This is a genomic window from Pseudorhizobium halotolerans, assembly GCF_902153235.2.
GTDB lineage: Bacteria > Pseudomonadota > Alphaproteobacteria > Rhizobiales > Rhizobiaceae > Neorhizobium > Neorhizobium flavum.
In genome coordinates this window covers 791,280-811,225 of the sequence record NZ_CABFWE030000005.1, presented here as the reverse complement: position 1 = coordinate 811,225, position 19,946 = coordinate 791,280, and the positions used below count along the sequence as shown (strand labels likewise).

The window sequence follows — 19,946 nt, the reverse complement described above, 5'->3', positions numbered from 1 at the left end:
CCGGTTGAACCGGCGTCGCGGACGGCCGCTCGGGCTTTGTTTCCGGGACGGTCACGGATGCGTCGTCACGTTCGAGGAGGATCGAGACATGACAGGTCTGGCGCCTGCCAAACGCCCAAACCAGCTCTTTCGCAATCTGACTGCCAAGATTGCATCCATTCCGATGATCCTGATTGCGCTCGGGATTTTCCTCGGCGGCTCTCTCTGGACCGTCGTCTATTCCTTCACAAATTCCAAGCTCCTGCCGCGAGCGACTTTTGTCGGGTTCGACCAGTTCGAGCGACTTTGGGCGTCGTCGCGCTGGATCATCTCGATCCAGAACCTTGCGATCTACGGCATCCTTTCGCTGATCTTCAGCATGGTCATCGGCTTCCTGCTGGCGGCGTTGATGGACCAGAAGATCCGCTTCGAGAACACGTTCCGCACGATCTTCCTCTACCCATTCGCGCTCTCCTTCATCGTTACCGGCCTTGTCTGGCAGTGGATCCTCAACCCGGAGTTCGGCGTCCAGGGCATCGTCCGGTCGCTCGGATGGGAGAGTTTTACCTTCGATCCCCTCTACAACCCGGACATCGTCATCTACGGCATCCTGATTGCCGGCCTGTGGCAGGGCACGGGGCTCGTCATGTGCCTGATGCTCGCAGGCCTGCGCGGGATCGACGAGGATATCTGGAAAGCCGCACGCGTTGACGGTATCCCGATGTGGCGAACCTATCTTTTCATCGTCATCCCGATGATGCGGCCCGTCTTCATCACGACCCTCGTCATCATCGCAAGCGGCATCGTCAAGGTCTACGACCTTGTCGTGGCCCAGACGAGTGGCGGCCCCGGCAACGCTTCCGAGGTGCCCGCCAAATATGTCTACGATTACATGTTCCAGGCGCAGAACCTCGGCCAGGGCTTCGCCGCATCCACCATGATGCTGCTGACGGTCGCCATCATCATTATCCCGTGGGCCTATCTCGAGTTCGGAGGGAAGAAGCGTGGCTAACATCTCCACCCTCAACACCACGGCGGCAGGTTTCGATGCCGTCTCCGATCAAGTCGCGAGCGGCCCCCGAGGGCGCAAACCCCGGCGCGCGCTCTCGGCCCGCAACATCATGCTCTACGGCACGCTCCTCGTTGCGGCGCTCTACTACCTCCTGCCGCTCTACGTGATGGTGGTCACCTCGCTCAAGGGCATGCCGGAAGTGCGCATGGGCAACATCTTCGCGCCGCCCATGGAGATCACCTTTGAGCCGTGGGTGAAGGCTTGGGCGGAAGCCTGTACCGGGCTCAATTGCGATGGCCTCTCGCGCGGTTTCTGGAATTCGGTCCGGATCCTGATACCATCCGTCGTGGTTTCGATCGCAATCGCCTCCGTGAGCGGCTATTCGCTTGCCAACTGGCGCTTCAAGGGCTCCGAGCTTTTCTTCTCGATCCTGATCATCGGTGCCTTCATCCCTTACCAGGTGATGATCTATCCGGTCGTCATCGCGCTGCGCGAACTCGGCGTATACGGGACGCTGACCGGACTGGTCATCGTCCACACGATCTTCGGCATGCCGATCCTGACGCTGCTGTTCCGCAACTACTTCGCCTCGCTGCCGGTCGAGCTGTTCAAGGCGGCGCGCATCGACGGCGCGGGCTTCTGGCAGATCTATTTTCGCATCATGCTGCCAATGGCGCTGCCGATCTTCGTCGTCGCGATGATCCTGCAGGTGACCGGTATTTGGAACGACTTCCTGTTCGGCGTCGTGTTCACGCGGCCGGATGTCTATCCGATGACCGTCCAGCTCAACAACATCGTCAACTCCGTCCAGGGCGTGAAGGAGTACAACGTCAACATGGCCGCGACGCTTCTGACGGGGGCGGTACCGCTGATCGTCTACTTCCTGTCGGGCCGGCTTTTTGTCCGCGGCATCGCCGCAGGTGCAGTGAAGGGGTAAGTACTTCCATGAACAACAGCGTATCCATCCGCGACCTCTCGCTCTCCTTTGGTGCCGTCAAGGTGCTGCAGAACATGAATCTCGAGATCCGGGACGGCGAATTCCTCGTTCTTCTCGGGTCCTCGGGATGCGGCAAGTCCACGCTCCTCAACTGCATCGCCGGCCTCCTGGAGCCGACAGACGGCCAGATCTTCATCAAGGGCCGCAACGTCACCTGGGAGGAGCCCAAGGACCGCGGCATCGGCATGGTGTTTCAGTCCTACGCGCTCTATCCGCAGATGACGGTTGAGAAGAACCTTTCCTTCGGGCTGCGGGTCGCCAAAGTTCCCAAGGAGGACATCCAGCGCCGGATCGCGCGTGCCGCCGACATCCTGCAGATCCAGCCGCTCCTCAAACGCAAGCCGGCCGAGCTTTCCGGCGGTCAGCGCCAGCGCGTGGCGATCGGGCGGGCGCTGGTGCGTGACGTCGATGTCTTCCTGTTCGACGAGCCGCTGTCGAACCTCGACGCCAAGTTGCGCTCGGAGTTGCGTGTCGAGATCAAGCGCCTGCATCATTCTCTCAAGAACACGATGATCTACGTCACCCATGACCAGATCGAGGCCCTGACGCTTGCCGACCGGATCGCCATCATGAAGAGCGGCGTGATCCAGCAGCTCGACGATCCGGTGACCATCTACAACCGTCCGGTCAACCTCTTCGTTGCTGGCTTCATCGGCTCGCCGTCCATGAACTTCCTGCACGGAGAACTCGTGGAAGAGGGCGGGCGCACCGTCTTCAAGACCCACGGCGTCTCGTTCTCTCTGGTCGGATACCAGGCCGAGGGGGCGCTTACTCCTGGCCGGAAGGTAGTGCTAGGTGTCCGGCCAGAACACATCCATGTAGACAACCATCAGGCAGGTGCCGAGATGCACGACGCGGTGGTCGATATCGAGGAGCCGATGGGCGCGGACAACCTGCTGTGGCTGAAGCATGCGGGGCATACTATGTCGGTGCGCACTGGCGGCGCCAAGCGCTTCGCCCCCGGAACGAAGCTCCAGATGTCCTTCGACATGTCGGTCGCCTCGCTGTTCGACGCAGAGACCGAAGAACGGATCTGATCGCTGATGTCCATCTCCCGCCTCGACATCTCCGGGACCTGGCAACTCGCTGAGGCGGGGGGTGACCGTCGGTCAGCCATGCGGGTCCCCGGCGACGTCCACACTGCGCTGAAAGAGGCGGGCATCATCCCCGATCCGTATGTCGGCCGCAACGAGGATCAGGTCCAGTGGGTTGCCGAGCGGGAATGGGTGATCGAGCGGCAGTTCGTCATCGATGATCCGGACGGCAACTGGTATCTCGACATCACCTATCTCGACACGGTGGCGGTCGTCTTCATCAATGATGTGCCGGTACTCTCTGCCGATAACTGCTTTCGCCGCTACCGGCCGGATGTTTCCGCCGCGCTGCAGGCGGGCGAGAACACGATCCGCATCCACTTTCACTCCAGCGTTGCGGCGGGGGCGGAGCGTCAGGCGCGGCAGCCTTTCTACATTCCTTATTCGACCGGCAACTGCCCCATCCCGAACGGCAACATGCTGCGCAAGCCGCAGTGCCATTTCGGCTGGGACTGGAACATTGCGCTGGCACCGCTCGGGCTCTACGGCGAGATTTCGCTGAATCGGCTCGAAACGGCGCGGATCGAGCACGTGGTCACCAGCCAGAGACACGTCGATGGCAAGGTTGAGCTGCACGTGGCGCTGACGCTCTATGCTGTGGACCCGTGCGTCGTGCCGGTGCATTTCGATCTCGATGGCGAGCGCGTTCGGCTGGATTGCGGCATTGCCGCCGGTGAGACCACGATCCACCACGTCTTCGCAATCTCCGAGCCCCGGCTCTGGTGGCCGGCAGGGACCGGTGAGCAGAACCTCTACCGGCTGACGGTGGAGATCCCCGAGGATCAGGTGACGCGACAGATCGGCCTGCGCACTGTCGAACTGGTGACCGACCCGGACGAAGCCGGCAGCCGTTTCGCCTTCCGCATCAACGGTCGCGAGATCTTCTGCCGAGGCGCCAACTGGATCCCGGCCGACGCGCTGTTTTCCCTCTCGAGTCCGCAGAAGACGGAGGACCTGCTGCAGTCCGCGGTAGACGCCAACATGAACATGCTCCGGGTCTGGGGCGGAGGCTTCTACGAGCACGACTGGTTCTACGACCTCTGCGATCGGCTGGGCCTGATGGTCTGGCAGGACTTCCAATTCGCCTGCAACCTTTACCCTTCGACACCGGACTTCCTAGAGGATGTGACAAAGGAGGTGGACTACCAGGTTCGCCGCCTGATCTCGCACCCGTCGATCGTCGTCTGGTGCGGCGACAACGAGCTTGTTGGTGCGCTGACCTGGTTCAAGGAGTCGATCGAGAACCGCGACCGCTATCTCGTCTCCTACGATCGCCTCAACCGGACGATCGAGCAGGCGCTGCGGAAGGCGGCACCGGAAGCGATCTGGTGGCCGTCGAGCCCGGCATCCGGCTACCTCGATTACGGTGACGCCTGGCACGCCGATGGTTCAGGCGACATGCACTACTGGTCCGTCTGGCACGAGAACAAGAGCTTCGACAACTACCGCTCGGTACGCCCGCGCTTCTGCTCGGAATTCGGCTTCCAGTCCTATACCTCGCTGCCGGTCATCCAGACCTATGCCGAGCCGAAAGACATGAACATCGCATCCCCGGTGATGGAGCACCATCAGAAGAATGCCGGCGGCAACGAGCGGATCGCGGCAACGATGTTCCGCTATTTCCGCTTCCCGAAGGACTTCGCAAACTTCGTTTATCTGAGCCAGGTGCAGCAGGCACTCGCGATCCGGACCGCCGTCGATTACTGGCGGTCTCTGAAGCCCCATTGCATGGGCACGCTCTACTGGCAGCTCAACGACACCTGGCCGGTCGCCTCCTGGTCCAGCCTCGACTATGGCGGCGGCTGGAAGGTCCTCCATTATGTCGCCCGGCGCTTCTTCCAGCCGGTTGCCGTTGCTGCCATTCCATCGGAGGACGGGTCGGATATCCGCATCTCGCTGGTCAACGACACGATGGACGACGTGACCGTCGCCATCAGTCTCTCGACTGTCTCGCTCGACGGGACCCGCACGCCATTGAAAAGCGTCGAAGCTCTCTGCTCGCCGGATGCGGCGGTGACGGCGGCCACCTTGGCTACATCAGACCTTCCGCCGGATGCGATCCTTTTCTGGAGCTTTACAGCAACTAACGGGATGGGCGGCGAGGGGCACTATGTTCACGGCACCTACAAGGCGCTCGATCTTGCGCCGCCGGGGCTTGAGGTCTCTATGTCGCCGGCCGGAGACGGTGCGATCGACCTCCTGGTTCAGGCTTCCGGTCTGGCGCTGTTCGTGATGGTCGAGAGCGACACGCCCGGCCGTTATTCCGACAACGCTTTCGACCTTGTCGCCGGCGAAAGCCGCCGCATCACCTTCACGCCATCGGAGCCGAGTGCCGCCGCGCCGGTCTTCCGCATCTATGACCTCTATTCCTGCCAGTCGGCAGATTGATCCATTCAGCAGACGGGCCCACGGCCCAAGGGAGGATGACATGACGAAACTCGGTTTCCAGCTCTACAGCGCGCGCAATTTCCCGCCTCTTGCCGATACGCTGACCGCGCTCGCCAAGGCAGGCTATGCGGAGGTCGAGGGTTATGGCGGCCTCTATGCCAGCATGGACGAAAGCCAGTTGAAGGCGATGAAGGCCGATCTTGACGCCAACGGCCTGACCATGTCGACGGGTCACTTCGGGCTTGATCTTCTCGAGAAGCAGCGGGAGCAGGCCCTGCTGATCGCGAAGACGCTCGGCATGGAAGCGATCTACTGCCCACATCTCGTCGCGGATCAGCGTCCGACGGACGCCGCTGGCTGGCGCGCCTTCGGCAAGCGGCTTTCGGAAGTCGGCAAGCGCTACAAGGACGCCGGCTACACCTTCGGCTGGCACAACCACGACTTCGAGTTCAAGACGCTGGAAGACGGTACGACCGCCCAGGAGCAGATCCTTGAAGGCGGCCCGGATCTCGCCTGGGAAGCCGACATCGCCTGGGTCATCCGCGGCGGCGCCGACCCGATGGCCTGGATCGACCGCTACGGCGACCGCATCACCGCTGTCCACGTCAAGGACATCGCGCGTGCCGGTGAAAATACGGACGAGGATGGCTGGGCAGATGTGGGCCACGGGACCGTGGACTGGAAGGGCCTGATGGCGGCGCTACGCGAGAAGACGCCCGCGAAGCACTTCATCGTCGAGCACGATAACCCCAACGACCTGGAACGGCTGATCTCCCGCTCGATCGCAGCCTTCAAGACATACTGATACCCCAGCATTTTCGGAGCCCCACATGGCCAAGGAACTCGGCGTCGGCATCATCGGATGCGGCAATATCTCCATCACCTACCTGGCGCTGGCGCCGCTGTTCAAGGGCATCAAGATGCTCGCCTGCGCCGACCTCAATCCGGAGGCCGCGCAGTTGCGGGCGAAGGAATACGGAGTGAAGGCGCAGACGATCGACGAATTGCTCGCGAATGACGAGCTGGACGTCATCGTCAACCTAACGATCCCGGACGCGCATTTCCGCGTCTCCAAGGCGATCCTCGAAGCCGGCAAGCACGTCTACTCGGAAAAACCGCTGGTTCTGTCGCTGGAAGAAGGCGAGGAACTGCGGCGGATCGCCAAGGCGAAGAACCTTGCCATCGGCTGCGCACCGGACACCTTCCTCGGCGGCGCGCACCAGTTGGCCCGCAAGTATGTCGACGAGGGCGGCGTCGGGCGCATCACGTCTGGCACCTGCCATGTGATGAGCCCGGGCATGGAAATGTGGCATCCCAGTCCCGGCTTCTTTTTCCTCAAGGGGGGCGGTCCGATCCTCGACCTCGGTCCATATTATGTAGCGAACCTCATCAACCTGATCGGACCGGTGAAGCGGGTCGCAGCACTCACCTCCATGGCAAACCCGACCCGCACGATCACCAGCCAGCCGCTCGCGGGCCAGACGATCCCGGTCGAGACGCCGACGAACATCCATGCGCTGCTGGAGTTCGTGAACGGTGCGACGATCACCATGTCGGCGAGCTGGGACGTCTGGTCCCACCGTCATGCCAACATGGAACTCTACGGCACCGAGGGATCGCTTTACGTTCCGGATCCGAACTTCTTCGGCGGTCTCGTGGAAGCCTCCGGCCGCGACAAGGACATCAAGCCGCTGCCCGTTTGGGATCATCCGTTCTCCAAGGCCAACCAGGAGCACCCGAGCGGCCCTCGTGCGAACTACCGCACCGCCGGCCTTGCCGACATGGCGATGGCGCTGATCGAGAAGCGCGACCCGCGCTGCTCCCTCGACCGCTCGCTGCATGGCATCGACGTGCTTACCTCGATCCTGAAATCGGGTGAGGAGGGACGGTTCGTCGACATGACCACCACCTGCACCCAGCCGGAGCCACTCGGCATCGATGAGGCGCTGGCGCTTCTGCGCTGATCGGCTATCAATGCGGTGCGGGCCGTCCGTGCCCGCCTCGCATCAGGACAGAAGGAGGATGTCATGGCCTGGCAACCGGCAGACGATCGCTATTCGAAGATGAAGTATAACCGCTGCGGCCGCTCGGGGCTCAAGCTGCCGGCGCTGTCGCTTGGGCTGTGGCACAATTTCGGCAATGACACGCCGCATGAGCGCAAACAGGCGATCTGCCGCAAGGCCTTCGACCTCGGCATCACCCATTTCGATCTCGCCAACAACTACGGCCCACCCGGCGGTAGCGCCGAGATTGCGTTTGGGGAGATCCTTCGCAACGATTTCTCCGGTTACCGCGACCAACTGATCATCTCGTCGAAAGCAGGCTATGGCATGTGGCCGGGACCGTACGGCGAATGGGGCAGCCGCAAGTATCTGATCGCCTCCTGCGACCAGAGCCTGAAGCGCATGGGCCTCGACTATGTCGATATCTTCTATTCGCACCGCTTCGACCCTGACACACCGCTCGAGGAGACCTGCGGCGCTCTCGACCAGATCGTGCGGTCGGGCAGGGCGCTTTATGTCGGCATCTCCTCCTATAACTCGAAGCGTACGCGCGAGGCAGCAGCCATCCTGAAGGAACTCGGCACGCCGATCCTCATCCATCAGCCCAGCTATTCGATGATCAACCGCTGGATCGAGGAAGACGGCCTCCTCGACACGCTCGAGGATCTCGGCATCGGCTCCATCGTCTTCTCGCCGCTGGCGCAGGGCATGCTGACGTCGAAATACCTCTCCGGCATTCCGGAAGACAGTCGCGCCGCCCAAGGCAAGTCGCTGCGTCCGGCCTTCCTCAACGACCGTAATATAGAGAACCTGAGGGCTCTGAACGCGATCGCCCAGAAGCGCGGCCAGACGCTGGCGCAGATGGCGATCGCCTGGGTGCTGCGCGGTGGCCGGGTGACGACTGCGCTGATCGGCGCCAGCCGTCCGGAGCAGGTGGAGGATTGCGTCAAGGCGCTCGACAATCCGGAGTTCACCGCCGAGGAACTGGCGGAGATCGACCGTCACGCGAAGGAGGCGGACATCAACCTGTGGGCCGCCTCTGCGGAACGCGAAGGACCGCAGCGCTAGCGTCGGCGAAAGGCGCCCGGCGGGGAGCTGCCGGGCACGACCTATGGGAGGAGAGACATCATGATCCGCAACCCGATCCTGCCGGGCTTCAACCCCGACCCGTCGATCTGCCGCGTCGGTGAGGATTACTACATCGCCACCTCCACCTTCGAATGGTATCCCGGGGTGCAGATCCATCATTCGCGGGACCTGGTGAACTGGACGCTGGTGCGCCGGCCGCTGGAGCGGGCAAGTCAACTCGACATGCGCGGCAATCCGGACAGCTGCGGGATCTGGGCGCCCTGTCTCTCCTATGCCGATGGCTTGTTCTGGCTCGTCTATACCGACGTCAAACGCTATGACGGCAACTTCAAGGACGCCCACAACTATATCGTCACCTCGCCGACTATCGAAGGGGAGTGGTCGGACCCAGTCTATGTGAACTCCTCCGGCTTCGACCCGTCGCTCTTCCATGACGATGACGGCCGCAAGTGGTTCGTCAACATGCAGTGGAACCACCGCACGGAAAGCTATGGTGGCGCGCCGAAAAGCCCCGCCTTCGACGGTATCCTGCTGCAAGAATGGGATCCGGAGACGAAGTCGCTGAAGGGGCCGATCAAAAATATCTTCGCCGGCAGCCCGCTCGGACTGGTCGAGGGGCCGCACCTCTTCAAGCGCAATGGCTGGTACTACCTGACGACCGCCGAGGGCGGTACCGGCTACGACCACGCCGTCACCATGGCTCGGTCGCGCGCTATCGACGGTCCTTACGAGATGCATCCGAACATGCATCTCATCACGTCGAAGGATGCTCCGAATGCCGTCCTGCAACGGGCAGGGCACGGCCAGTATGTCGAGACCCCGGATGGGCAGGCCTATCATACGCATCTCTGCGGCCGTCCGATGCCGCCGAAACGGCGCTGCACACTCGGTCGCGAAACGGCTCTGCAGAAGTGCATCTGGAAGGACGACTGGCTTTATCTCGCCCACGGCGGCGTCGTGCCGGATGTCGATGTCCCGGCGCCAGTAGATGTCGAGCGGCACGAAAAGGCGTCGCGCATCGAGACCCGGTTCGCGCCGGGACCGCTGCCGATGGAGTTCCAGTGGCTGCGTACGCCACAGCCGGAGCGTCTCTTCAGCCTTTCCGAGCGGCCGGGCCACTTGCGTCTCTACGGGCGTGAAAGCATCGGCTCCTGGTTCGAGCAGGCGCTGGTCGCCCGCCGGCAGGAGCATCACTCCTTCCGCGCGGAGACAACCGTCGACTTCCTGCCGGATACCTATCAGCAGGTGGCCGGCCTGACGCACTACTACAACCGTCACAAGTTCCACGCCGTGGTGGTGACGCTCCATGAGAAGCACGGCCGCGTGGTGACGATCTTCTCCTGCCCGGGCGATTTCCCGCACGGCCGGATGATCTTCCCGGCCGACAGCGGCGTGGCGGTGCCGGACGGCCCGGTCGACCTGGCCATGGAGATCCGCGATAACGACTTGCAGTTCTCATGGCGAGCCGGCGGCAGCAACGATTGGCAGGCACTCGGGCCCGCACTCGATGCAGGCGTCATCTCCGACGAGGGCGGACGCGGCGAACACGGCTCGTTTACCGGCGCCTTTGCCGGGGTCTTCGCCTTCGACACCACGGGACGCGCGAGACCGGCAGACTTCAGCCGCTTCGTCTATGAAGCGATCGATGGCTGAACTTAAATATCAACGTCGAGAAATAAACCGCTGCAATCACTACATCACCGGATGGTGACATGAATCAAAAGGGCGGCAGGGACCGCCCTTCACCCGATTAGTCCGCCGTCTGCTTTAAGCGCCGGACAGGCAGGCCTTGAGGTTTGTCGCCATCGATCGCATCAGGTCGAAATAGAGATCCGAGCCTTCTGTCAGCGTGGCACCCTCGGGATCCAGCGTGCCCGAGCGGACGTCCGTGCCTTCGGTCACCACCTGGATCAGCTTCGGCTCGAACTGAGGCTCGGCAAAGACGCAGGCGGCGTCAAGCTCCTGCACCTTCTGACGGATCTCCTGCACCCGTTCAGCCCCTGGCACTACTTCCGGAGAGACAGTGACCGAACCGACGACGCGCACGCCGTAGTGGTCCTCAAAATATAGGTAGGCATCGTGGAAAACGATGAACGGCTTGTCCTTCACCGGCGCAATCGTTTCGGCGATCTCCTTGTCGAGCGCATCGATCCTGCCGTTTAGCGAAACCAGGTTGGCGGCATATGCCTCCGCGTTCTCGGGATCCGCTTCGGCGAGGGCCTTTTCGATCGCAGCAGCCATGGCTTTGGCATTCATCGGGTCGAGCCAGAGGTGGGTGTCGAACTCGCCGTGATCATGATGATGGTCTTCCGCCGCCTCGCCGGCGCGGTCGTGATCATCCTCTGCCGTCTCCTCATGATCGGGGCCGTGGCCCTCGTCGTCATGCTCATGTGCCTCGAAGGCGCCGCCTTCTCGGAATGGCAGCTTGGTCAGGCCTTCCGCATCGTCGAGTTCGACGACGGTCGCGTCGGACGCCAGCGCTTCCAGCGGCTTCTTCAGGAAGGCCTCCATGCCGGGTCCCATCCAGAATACCATGTCGGCGCCCTCGACTGCCCGGGCATTGGAGGGTTTCATCGTGAAGGTATGGGGCGAGGCAGCACCTTCCACGATCAGCTTCGGCTCACCGACACCCTTCATGATGGAAGCGACCAGCGAGTGGATCGGCTTAATTGACACTACGACCTCCGGGGCAGCGGCGGCTGCCGAGGCCGAGAGGAGGATGGAACTGGCTAGGAGAAGGGCGCGAGCTTTCATCGTGACTTCCTTGTCGGGCTTGCATGCAAGCGTAATGTTATTACATCAGTTGCGTTATGCTATAACGTGTGTCATAGCGGCAGGCAACCGGGCGCGAGAAAAAGATGCTGATGCAAGACAAGAGCGGGTCGCAGGGCCGCAATCAACTCGTTGACCTGCAGAGGGCGGGGATCCAGCGCAATGGACGCTGGCTGGTGCGGGGCGTCGATCTTTCGATCAGCCGCGGCGAAATCCTCACGCTAATCGGCCCGAACGGCGCCGGCAAATCGACGACGGCAAAGCTCGTGACCGGGGTGCTGCGTCCGAATGAGGGTACAGTCGCCCACGCTGGCAACCTTCGCATTGGTTACGTGCCGCAGAAGCTTTCGATCGACTGGACCATGCCGCTATCGGTCCGCCGACTGATGCGTCTGACCAACACGCTGATGGAGGCCGATGTCATTGCCGCTCTTTCGGCGACCGGCATCTCTCATCTGATCGATGCCGAGGTGCGCCATCTTTCGGGCGGAGAATTCCAGCGGGCATTACTGGCCCGCGCCATCGCTCGAAAGCCTGACCTGCTGGTTCTCGACGAGCCGGTGCAGGGGGTCGATTTTGCTGGCGAGACAGCGCTCTACGATCTTATCCGCCAGATTCGCGATGCGACCGGCTGCGGCATCCTGCTCATCTCTCACGACCTGCACATGGTCATGGCGGCGACTGACACCGTGATCTGCCTCAACGGCCATGTCTGCTGCCGCGGTACGCCCGACAGCGTCAGCCGCAGCGAGGACTATCAGCGGCTCTTCGGTGCCAATGCCCGTGGGCTTGCGCTCTACAGCCATCAGCACGACCACACCCATCTGCCGGACGGCCGCGTGCTGCACGGCGACGGTTCGATCACCGAACACTGCCATCCCGAAGACGGGCATCATCGCCACGATCACGATCACCAAGGTCATGATCACGCTCACGGGCACGTTCACCACAGCCACGACCACGGCAGCCAAGACGGGGAGGCGGCGCGCCATGCTTGACGACTTTTTTATCCGCGCGCTGCTCGCCGGTATCGGCGTAGCGGTGACTACCGGGCCTCTCGGCTGCTTCGTCGTCTGGCGGCGGATGGCCTATTTCGGCGACACCATGGCGCATTCGGCGCTTCTCGGCGTCGCGCTGTCGCTGCTCTTCTCGCTCAACCTGATGGCAAGTGTCTTCGCCGTTGCGGTGGTGGTTTCGCTCATCCTGCTCTTCCTGCAGCGTCGGCAGGCACTGTCGGCGGATGCGCTTCTCGGCATCCTGTCGCATTCGACGCTTGCCATCGGGCTCGTGCTGGTCGCCTTCATGAGCTGGGTTAGGATCGACCTGATGGCCTTCCTGTTCGGCGACATCCTTGCCGTCACCCGTGAGGACATCGCGCTGATCTGGGGCGGCGGACTGGTTGTGCTCACCGCGGTCGTCTGGCTCTGGCGCCCGCTGGTCGCCTCCACCATCAGCGAGGACGTCGCGGAGGCCGAGGGTTTGAAACCGGAGCGGGCACGGCTTCTCTTCATGCTGATGATGGCACTGGTGATCGCGATCGCGATGAAGATCGTCGGCATCCTGCTGATCACGTCGCTGCTGATTATTCCGGCCGCCACTGCCCGCCGGTTTTCAGCAAGCCCGGAACGTATGGCAGTGCTCGCGTCCGTGATCGGAGCGCTGGCGGTTGCAGGGGGGCTGTTCGGATCCCTACATTATGACACGCCGTCCGGGCCATCCATCGTGGTTGCCGCGCTGGTGCTCTTCATCGCCAGCCTGCTGCCGTTCAACCGCGTCGGAGCGGACACCACTACCGGAGGAATTCGTTCATGACCGCTCCCGCCCTGACCAAGAATCAGTCGCTGGTCTTCGACGTCTTGTCGCGGTCGGATGCGCCGCTCAGCGCCTATACCATTCTCGACAAGCTGCGCGAGCACGGCTTCCGGGCGCCCCTGCAGGTTTATCGTGCGCTGGACAAGCTCCTGGAGCGCGGCATGGTTCACCGGCTGGAAAGCCTCAACGCCTTCGTTGCCTGTGCCCACCAGGAGAAGGAGTGCTGCGTCGGCCACGGCCATGGCACCGTTGCCTTCGCGATCTGCGAGAGCTGCGGCCATGTGGTCGAGTTCCACGACCACGCCGTCGACCATCGGCTCGACGACTGGGCTCGACAGCGGAAGTTCAAGCCGGCCAAGACGACGATCGAGATCCGTGGCCTTTGCGATGCCTGCGCGGCCTGAAGCGAAGCGCAATTGCTCTGCGGCTCTCTCCGCCTTTGCGGTTGTGGTGATATAAGTTGCTTTCACGGGTCAAAGGGCGCAAAGTGACTCGTCAGCAGCCAGACTCAAGGGCGCTGCTGCTTCGGGGCTGGATACCCTGGCCCCAACGAAAGGAGGACAAGATGTCTTCCGACCTTCACCGATATACCCTGTCCCGCAATCTCGTCCGCATCAGCGGATGTGGCTATCGCGAGAACATCGCGACCGGGCGATCTGACGCCACCCCCAGCGCCGCGTCCGCCATCTCCCCACGGATAAGGATCGCGACTACAGGCAGGCGGACACTGTCCTTGCCGCTTCCCATCAGGATGCTTGTTGCGCCGGCCTCCCCGCCGGCACCAACGGCAGTCTAGTTGTCCGCCAAGACCGCACGCATATCCGTCGACAGCAGGATGTCAGGAGATTTCCATGGCCAAGGGTCAGATGAGAAGCAACAAGGAAGCGCGGAAGCCGAAGAAGGACAAGAGCGTCCAGGCGACCGTTGCCCCACAGGGTTCGCAGGTCAAGTTCGCAGCCGCTGCCGGGCAGAAGAAATAGCATCGCCGCCCTCAGGGTCGGCCAAACGGCCCCGGCGTCGTCTTGAATGGATTTCGAACGTCGCCATTTAAAGAGTGGCACACACAGCGGATCCCAAGTCTCCGACGAGGCTCGATTGCGTGTCCCGGAGTGTTGAACGCCCCGTTCCGCTCTCGCAACGCAGAAGCTTGCAGGCACGACAAAGCGTGCCGCCTACCGTTTTTAAGGAAACACGACATGATTGATATTACCCGCGATGCGGCGGAGAGCCTGTTCAGGCATCCCGCCGCCGCAGGCAGCAATGCTGCCAAACTGGAAGAATTTCGGCTGCGGCAGACGATCCGGATGCGCAAGGCGAAACAGGACGAGCGCCAGGAACGTTTGGACAAGCGCGGCCATCCCGACGCCTCGAAGGCCCTGTTCAGCCCCGCGGCAAGGAAACAATCCCATGGTTGATTACAATGCGAGCGCCGGCCTCTATCCTTGCAAGACCGTGAAGAGAACCAGCCACATCCGGTACAGGAGGTTCGATACGGTCGCGGAAGCCCTGCGCTTTGCGATCGAGGACATGCCGCCATCCATGCTTCAGGGATCCATCTTGGAGGTGGACGAGGCTCGTTTCGGGGGACAGGAAATGCAATGGCTCTATGAGGCCGAAGCCTATCCTCTTGCGCGTCGCATCGGCTAGCCGCCGACGGTCTCTTCTCCTGGTCGAGGCTTCTACCGCGGGCGAGGCGATTGCTTGAGATAGATTCACCTATTGGTTGTATTATGCGCATTCTGATAACAAGAAGTTGACGTCGTCGCCCGCCTCGCCTATATAGGGCACATCGATAGTTTGTTTGCCGATATTTGTTTTTTGCCGCGCCTCGCGCGTTTCTTGACGAACTTCCCTCTCTCAAAGATCGAAACCCCGCCGGGCGTCGCTCGGTGGTAATTCTCGTTGCTAAGAAAGGGTTCGTCATGACCACTGGCACAGTAAAATGGTTCAACTCCACCAAGGGCTTCGGCTTCATTCAGCCGGATGACGGCAGCTCGGACGTCTTCGTTCATATCTCCGCTGTAGAGCGTGCAGGCATGAACTCGATCGTCGAAGGCCAGAAGCTCGGCTTCGAGCTGGAGCGCGATAACAAGTCGGGCAAGATGTCCGCAGGCCAGCTGCGCGCTGCCTAACGCTTTTTCGCCGCGATGACCACGGATGTACTGGCATTGCGGCAAGAGGTTCAAGAAGGCCAGGCGTAATGTCTGGCCTTTTCTCGTTGCGGGCGCAGGCGTTTCTGCACATACGGGAACCGGCGGGTAGCACCCGCGACAACAACGACTACAATGAAGAGGACTAACGATTGAGACACCCGAACGACAACGGTTTCGCGGAACGGCGTAGTGCCGCTGCAGATGCAAAGCGCCAGCTCCTGGCGAAGTTCGCTTCTGCGCCGAAGCCGACCGACCCTGAAATGCAGGAAAAGCTTGCGGCCCGCCAGGCAGTAGGCGTGGCCCGGGAAGCACGCCGCGCCGAGCGTGAGGCGCTGAAGGCTGCCGAACGCGAGCGCGAGCTGGCCGAGGCGGCAGCAGTGGCGGCCGCAGCCGAAGCAGAGGAAAAGGCCGAGGCGGAAGCCCGGCAGGCCGAGATGGCCGATCGAGTCTCCCGCGTCATCGCGGACGAGGCAGCCCGCAAGGCCGAGCGCGACCGTCGCTATGCGGCCCGCAAGGCTCGTCAATCCTGATCCACTAACTAGCTGCGTCGACCATGACGCAGCTACCGCCCGCGGAGGACTGCTGGGCGAGCAACACGGACCCACACAATGAACGCACATGTCTATCCGCCCGCTCTAGATGTCGAAGACGATCCACGCGCGTGGCTGAAGACGCTGGCAAAATACCGCCAGCCCCGTATCCGCAGGAGCGCGTTCGAGTTGGTCGTTACGCTGGCGCCTTTCGCCCTGTTTTGGGCTATCGCCTGCTATTCGCTGTTGAGCGAATTTTGGCCGGGGCTGATCGCCATCCTGCCCGCCAGCGCTTTCCTGCTCAGACTGTTCATGATCCAGCACGACTGCGGTCACGGATCGTTCTTTGCCCGCCGCAAATTCGACGACTGGACCGGTCGACTGCTCGGGGTTCTGACGCTGACGCCTTACGACTACTGGAAGCGCGCCCATGCTGCCCATCATGCCTCCGCGGGCAATCTGGACGAACGGGGCGTGGGTGACATCACGACCCTGACGGTCGCGGAATATCGTGCGCTTTCCCCGTGGGGGCGGCTGGGCTACCGGCTCTATCGGCATCCGCTCGTGATGTTCGGCATCGGGCCGGCCTATCTTTTCCTGCTCAAGCAGCGGCTGCCGTTCGGGATGATGAGATCGGGTGCTGCACCGTGGATTTCCACGATGGGGACGAATGCGGCGATTCTCGCCCTTGCGGTCGCCATCATCGGCACCGTCGGTTTCGCACCGTTTCTGCTGATCCATTTGCCGATCGTTCTGCTTGCCGGTGCTGCGGGCATCTGGCTCTTCTACGTCCAGCACCAGTTTGAAGAGACGCACTGGTCGACGGGCGAAGACTGGCGGTTTCCGCGGGCTGCCCTGCACGGCGCGTCGCACTATGACCTGCCGCCGGTCCTGCAGTGGCTGACCGGCTATATCGGCATCCACCATGTGCATCATCTGGCGAGCCGCATTCCATACTACCGGCTGCCGGAAGTCCTTCGCGACCATCCGGAGTTGGCAGGCATTGGCCGCATCACGATCTTGGACAGCCTGCGGTGCGTAAAGCTGGTGCTCTGGGACGAGGAGCGCGAAAAGCTGGTCTCGTTCCGAACTGCTGCTCAATAACTCACAGCCCCAGGTCAGCCATGACCGGTGCTATTATATTCCAATACGATCTACGAAAGACGAAAAGATGATCGAACTGACGCCGACCCAGGTTCGGGGACTGAAGCTTGCCAAGGACGGTGACGTCCATCCGCAGGAAGGCAAGAAGTGGACACACCTCGATGCGCAGGTGACCTATGCCAGGAACGACCGCTTCAAGGAGCGGCCGCAGAAGATCAAGTTCTTGACAACGGCGACGCTGAAGGAACTGCGCGAGCACGGGCTGGTGAAGGCCTTGAACGATGGGGTTGCTCCAGAGGAATCGCCGCATGCCATCACCATGGCAGGCAAGATGCATCTCCTGAAGATCAAGTAGCGTTGGCGGCGTCCGTGCGCGTTACGGCGCCGGACGGGGTCAAAGCGCCCGCAGGTCGCGGGCGTAGAGCTTCCAGCGCTCGACATAGTGGGCGGCCGATTTCCGAAGCGCCGCTACCGCCGTCTCGTCGAGCGTGCGGATCGCCTTCGCGGGCGAGCCGACGATCAGCGAGTTGTCCGGGAATTCCTTGCCCTCGGTGACCAGCGCATTGGCGCCGACAAGGCAGTTGTTGCCGATCCTGGCGCCGTTGAGGATAGTGGCGCCCATGCCGACGAGCGCGTTCTCGCCGATCGTGCAGCCGTGGATGATGGCGTGATGGCCAATCGTGCAGCCGTCGCCGATGGTCACGGGGAAGCCGATATCGTTGTGGATCATCACCCCTTCCTGGATATTTGTGCCGGCACCAAGGATGATCGGCTCGTTATCGCCGCGCAGCACCGCCCCGAACCAAATGCCGACGTCTTCGCCCATATGCACGTCGCCGATGACGGTCGCCGTCGGTGCGACCCAGTAGCGGTCGGGAGCAGGGGTCTTCGGCTGGATGTCTCCTAAGGCGTAAAGCGGCATGATGGTCTCCTCCCGGACGTGACGGCGCCCTGGCTGTGTCGGGCGCGATTCCATACCATCCTAGCGGCAGACGAGGACGAGCAAAACTGGCGAAGGTGTCGCGCTTCCTGTATGAGCGGCGGCGACGAAAGGATTGCCATGTACGCCGAGGCGTTGAAGACGGGCCGCAAGATCTTCGCGGTCGCACCGATGATCGACTGGACTGACAGGCACTGCCGCTATTTCCACCGGCAGCTGACGGCGCATGCGCTGCTCTATACCGAGATGATCGTCGCGGATGCGATCATTCATGGGCCGCGGGAGCGACTTCTCTCGCATTCGCCGGAGGAGCATCCTGTGGCGCTGCAGCTCGGCGGGTCGGACCCGGCTAAGCTTGCGGAGGCGGTGAGGATCGCTGGCGACTACGGCTATGACGAGATCAACCTCAATGTCGGCTGCCCCTCGGACCGGGTCCAGTCCGGCACATTCGGCGCCTGCCTGATGAAGACACCGGAGCTGGTGGCCGACTGCGTGACCGCGATGAAACGCGTGGCAAGGGTGCCGGTGACGGTAAAGTGCCGGATCGGGGTGGACGAGCAGGAGCCGTCGGCTGTGCTGCCGGATTTCCTGGCGAGGATGATCGGCGCCGGGGTCGACGCCGTCTGGATCCATGCCCGCAAGGCTTGGCTGCAGGGGCTCTCGCCGAAGGAGAACCGCGAAATCCCGCCACTCGACTACGAGATCGTCCACAGGATGAAGCGGGAGAACCCGGATGTCTTCCTCGGCATCAATGGCGGGATCACGGACCTCGACCAGGCTGCCCGCCATCTTGCCATAATGGACGGGGTGATGCTCGGCCGAGCCGCCTACCAGAATGCGGGGCTTCTGGCCGAGGTGGACGAAACAATCTTCGCTGAACCGCACCAGGAGCCGGATTGGACGGCGCTGCGTGATGCGATGATGGCTTACGCGGACCGGGTGATGGCGGCGGGCGGGCGCCTGAACCATGTCACGCGCCACATGGTGGGGCTTTTTCAGGGCTTCGCCGGCGCTCGCCGGTACCGGCAGATACTCTCAGCAGAATCCACCCGCCCTGGCGCCGGGCCGGAGGTGATTGCTGCCGCCTTCGCGGTGGTGGATGTCGAGGGTAGAACTACGCGCCAGGTCGGCTGATGGGGCCGCTTCACATCTAGTTTATTCAACTCGATCGCGGAACCATGCCGTGGCTCTCGGGTTAGGTCTTTGTCCCCTGCAAACGACCTGACCAACCACAAGGAGCTCTCAAAATGGCTAAGCGTCTACTTCCGGTTCTTCTTCTCTCGGCTGCCTTCCCGATGGCCGCGATGGCGCAGACCGCAACCGGCGAATCCGGCACGACGATCACCAATCCTGGTGCTGCAGCCGATCAGGATGCCCAGACCACCCCGAGCGCAACCAACCCAATGCCGATGGATCAGTCTGCGGACGCCAGTGCTACGACTGAAGGCCCATTTGTTACCGTTCCGGAGACTGGCGCATGGCGCGTCAGCGATTTCCAGGGTAAGGCTGTCTATGGTTCGGACGGCGAGAGCATCGGTGAGATCAATGACGTGCTCGTCAGCCAGGATGGCTCCGTCAATGCCGTGATCATCGGTGTCGGCGGTTTCCTTGGTATCGGCGAGAAGAACGTCGCCGTCGACATGGGCGCCCTTGAGCTTGGTCCGGGCGCAACTCAGGCCGAAGCCAACCAGGCATCCCGCGCTAACCCTGACGCTGCGCCGGGCGATGTCTCGGGTGAGACAACGGCTTCGACCAACACCGACAACACCACCATGCCGCCGGCCGGCGGAGCGGGTACGGCTGCAACGGGCACCGATACGGCCGCGACCGACGGCGCCGCCGCCCCCGGTGCTGGCACGACCGGCACGGGAATGCCTGCCACCGGTGATGACCAGATGGCTGCCAATAATGCCGGCAACGACGGAGCGATCATGATCGGCCCCGACGGCCTGCCCGAACGGATCGTGTTGAACGTCACCCGTCAGCAACTGGAAGACGCGCCCGCATTTGAAGGCGTACGCAGCGAAACTCAGCCCCAGCAGTAAGAGCTGCATCCTTATCTCACCCCCGTGG

The 19,946-nt window shown here is 62.3% G+C and carries 22 protein-coding genes; 20 read left to right on the top strand and 2 right to left on the bottom strand.

Translation table 11 applies throughout. From position 1 onward, the window contains the following. Positions 1-88 precede the first annotated feature (88 nt). From FN060_RS08865 to FN060_RS08830, 8 genes are all read left to right on the top strand, one after another. Positions 89-991, top strand: coding sequence for a carbohydrate ABC transporter permease (locus tag FN060_RS08865; RefSeq protein ID WP_052638555.1), 903 nt, complete (start codon positions 89-91; stop codon positions 989-991). Next, on the top strand, positions 984-1,928 hold the full coding sequence (locus FN060_RS08860) for a carbohydrate ABC transporter permease (protein WP_142587726.1): 945 nt from the start codon (positions 984-986) through the stop codon (positions 1,926-1,928). Before FN060_RS08865 ends, FN060_RS08860 begins: the two co-directional genes overlap by 8 nt. A gap of 8 nt (positions 1,929-1,936) precedes the next feature. Then, positions 1,937-3,025 carry an ABC transporter ATP-binding protein gene (locus FN060_RS08855; protein WP_142587725.1) on the top strand — a complete coding sequence of 363 codons (1,089 nt, stop codon included), beginning with the start codon at positions 1,937-1,939 and terminating at the stop codon, positions 3,023-3,025. Positions 3,026-3,031: 6 nt separating this feature from the next. Then, the gene (locus tag FN060_RS08850; protein ID WP_142587724.1) at positions 3,032-5,470 is read left to right on the top strand and encodes a beta-mannosidase; all 2,439 of its coding nucleotides are present in this window, start codon (positions 3,032-3,034) and stop codon (positions 5,468-5,470) included. A 40-nt stretch (positions 5,471-5,510) separates the two neighbouring features. Further along, complete coding sequence (locus tag FN060_RS08845; RefSeq protein ID WP_142587723.1) at positions 5,511-6,275, top strand: sugar phosphate isomerase/epimerase family protein; 765 nt, start codon at positions 5,511-5,513, stop codon at positions 6,273-6,275. Between the two features lie 25 nt (positions 6,276-6,300). Further along, entirely contained in the window at positions 6,301-7,434 is a 1,134-nt protein-coding gene (locus tag FN060_RS08840) for a Gfo/Idh/MocA family protein (RefSeq protein ID WP_142587722.1), read from the top strand. A gap of 63 nt (positions 7,435-7,497) precedes the next feature. Beyond that, positions 7,498-8,541 carry an L-glyceraldehyde 3-phosphate reductase gene (gene mgrA / locus FN060_RS08835; protein WP_142587721.1) on the top strand — a complete coding sequence of 348 codons (1,044 nt, stop codon included), beginning with the start codon at positions 7,498-7,500 and terminating at the stop codon, positions 8,539-8,541. Positions 8,542-8,601: 60 nt separating this feature from the next. Then, positions 8,602-10,215, top strand: a complete 1,614-nt coding sequence (locus FN060_RS08830; RefSeq protein ID WP_142587720.1) for a glycoside hydrolase family 43 protein — start codon at positions 8,602-8,604, stop codon at positions 10,213-10,215. 114 nt (positions 10,216-10,329) lie between these two features. Here FN060_RS08830 and znuA read toward each other — a convergent pair whose 3' ends face one another. Then, positions 10,330-11,316, bottom strand: coding sequence for a zinc ABC transporter substrate-binding protein ZnuA (znuA, locus tag FN060_RS08825; RefSeq protein WP_142587719.1), 987 nt, complete (start codon positions 11,314-11,316; stop codon positions 10,330-10,332). Positions 11,317-11,426: 110 nt separating this feature from the next. Between znuA and FN060_RS08820 the strand changes: the two genes are divergently transcribed. From FN060_RS08820 to FN060_RS08780, 10 genes are all read left to right on the top strand, one after another. Further along, positions 11,427-12,332, top strand: a complete 906-nt coding sequence (locus FN060_RS08820) for an ATP-binding cassette domain-containing protein (RefSeq protein ID WP_142587718.1) — start codon at positions 11,427-11,429, stop codon at positions 12,330-12,332. Further along, on the top strand, positions 12,325-13,146 hold the full coding sequence (gene znuB / locus FN060_RS08815; protein WP_142587717.1) for a zinc ABC transporter permease subunit ZnuB: 822 nt from the start codon (positions 12,325-12,327) through the stop codon (positions 13,144-13,146). The genes FN060_RS08820 and znuB overlap by 8 nt, the downstream gene beginning before the upstream one ends. Continuing rightward, positions 13,143-13,550: a Fur family transcriptional regulator gene (locus FN060_RS08810; protein WP_142587716.1), complete on the top strand. Its 408-nt coding sequence runs from the start codon at positions 13,143-13,145 to the stop codon at positions 13,548-13,550. The genes znuB and FN060_RS08810 overlap by 4 nt, the downstream gene beginning before the upstream one ends. Positions 13,551-13,997: 447 nt before the next feature. Next, a complete protein-coding gene (locus FN060_RS23370) occupies positions 13,998-14,126 on the top strand; it encodes a hypothetical protein (protein WP_280514322.1) in 129 nt (42 codons plus the stop codon). Between the two features lie 216 nt (positions 14,127-14,342). Continuing rightward, positions 14,343-14,561 carry a hypothetical protein gene (locus FN060_RS08805; RefSeq protein WP_142587715.1) on the top strand — a complete coding sequence of 73 codons (219 nt, stop codon included), beginning with the start codon at positions 14,343-14,345 and terminating at the stop codon, positions 14,559-14,561. Beyond that, positions 14,554-14,793, top strand: coding sequence for a hypothetical protein (locus FN060_RS08800; RefSeq protein ID WP_142587714.1), 240 nt, complete (start codon positions 14,554-14,556; stop codon positions 14,791-14,793). Before FN060_RS08805 ends, FN060_RS08800 begins: the two co-directional genes overlap by 8 nt. 275 nt (positions 14,794-15,068) lie before the next feature. After that, entirely contained in the window at positions 15,069-15,278 is a 210-nt protein-coding gene (locus tag FN060_RS08795) for a cold-shock protein (protein ID WP_077546451.1), read from the top strand. 170 nt (positions 15,279-15,448) lie between these two features. Continuing rightward, positions 15,449-15,829, top strand: a complete 381-nt coding sequence (locus FN060_RS08790; protein WP_077546450.1) for a DUF6481 family protein — start codon at positions 15,449-15,451, stop codon at positions 15,827-15,829. Positions 15,830-15,907: 78 nt separating this feature from the next. Further along, the gene (locus FN060_RS08785) at positions 15,908-16,933 is read left to right on the top strand and encodes a fatty acid desaturase (RefSeq protein WP_142587713.1); all 1,026 of its coding nucleotides are present in this window, start codon (positions 15,908-15,910) and stop codon (positions 16,931-16,933) included. Positions 16,934-17,000: 67 nt separating this feature from the next. Beyond that, positions 17,001-17,288 carry a hypothetical protein gene (locus FN060_RS08780; protein ID WP_142587712.1) on the top strand — a complete coding sequence of 96 codons (288 nt, stop codon included), beginning with the start codon at positions 17,001-17,003 and terminating at the stop codon, positions 17,286-17,288. A 39-nt stretch (positions 17,289-17,327) separates the two neighbouring features. On the opposite strand, the gene FN060_RS08775 is transcribed toward FN060_RS08780, so the two are convergent. Next, positions 17,328-17,855: a gamma carbonic anhydrase family protein gene (locus FN060_RS08775; RefSeq protein WP_142587711.1), complete on the bottom strand. Its 528-nt coding sequence runs from the start codon at positions 17,853-17,855 to the stop codon at positions 17,328-17,330. Between the two features lie 138 nt (positions 17,856-17,993). On the opposite strand from FN060_RS08775, the gene dusA reads away from it, so the two are divergent. Continuing rightward, positions 17,994-19,007: a tRNA dihydrouridine(20/20a) synthase DusA gene (dusA, locus tag FN060_RS08770; RefSeq protein WP_142588452.1), complete on the top strand. Its 1,014-nt coding sequence runs from the start codon at positions 17,994-17,996 to the stop codon at positions 19,005-19,007. A gap of 113 nt (positions 19,008-19,120) precedes the next feature. Then, the gene (locus tag FN060_RS08765) at positions 19,121-19,918 is read left to right on the top strand and encodes a PRC-barrel domain-containing protein (protein WP_142587710.1); all 798 of its coding nucleotides are present in this window, start codon (positions 19,121-19,123) and stop codon (positions 19,916-19,918) included. Positions 19,919-19,946: the final 28 nt, after the last annotated feature.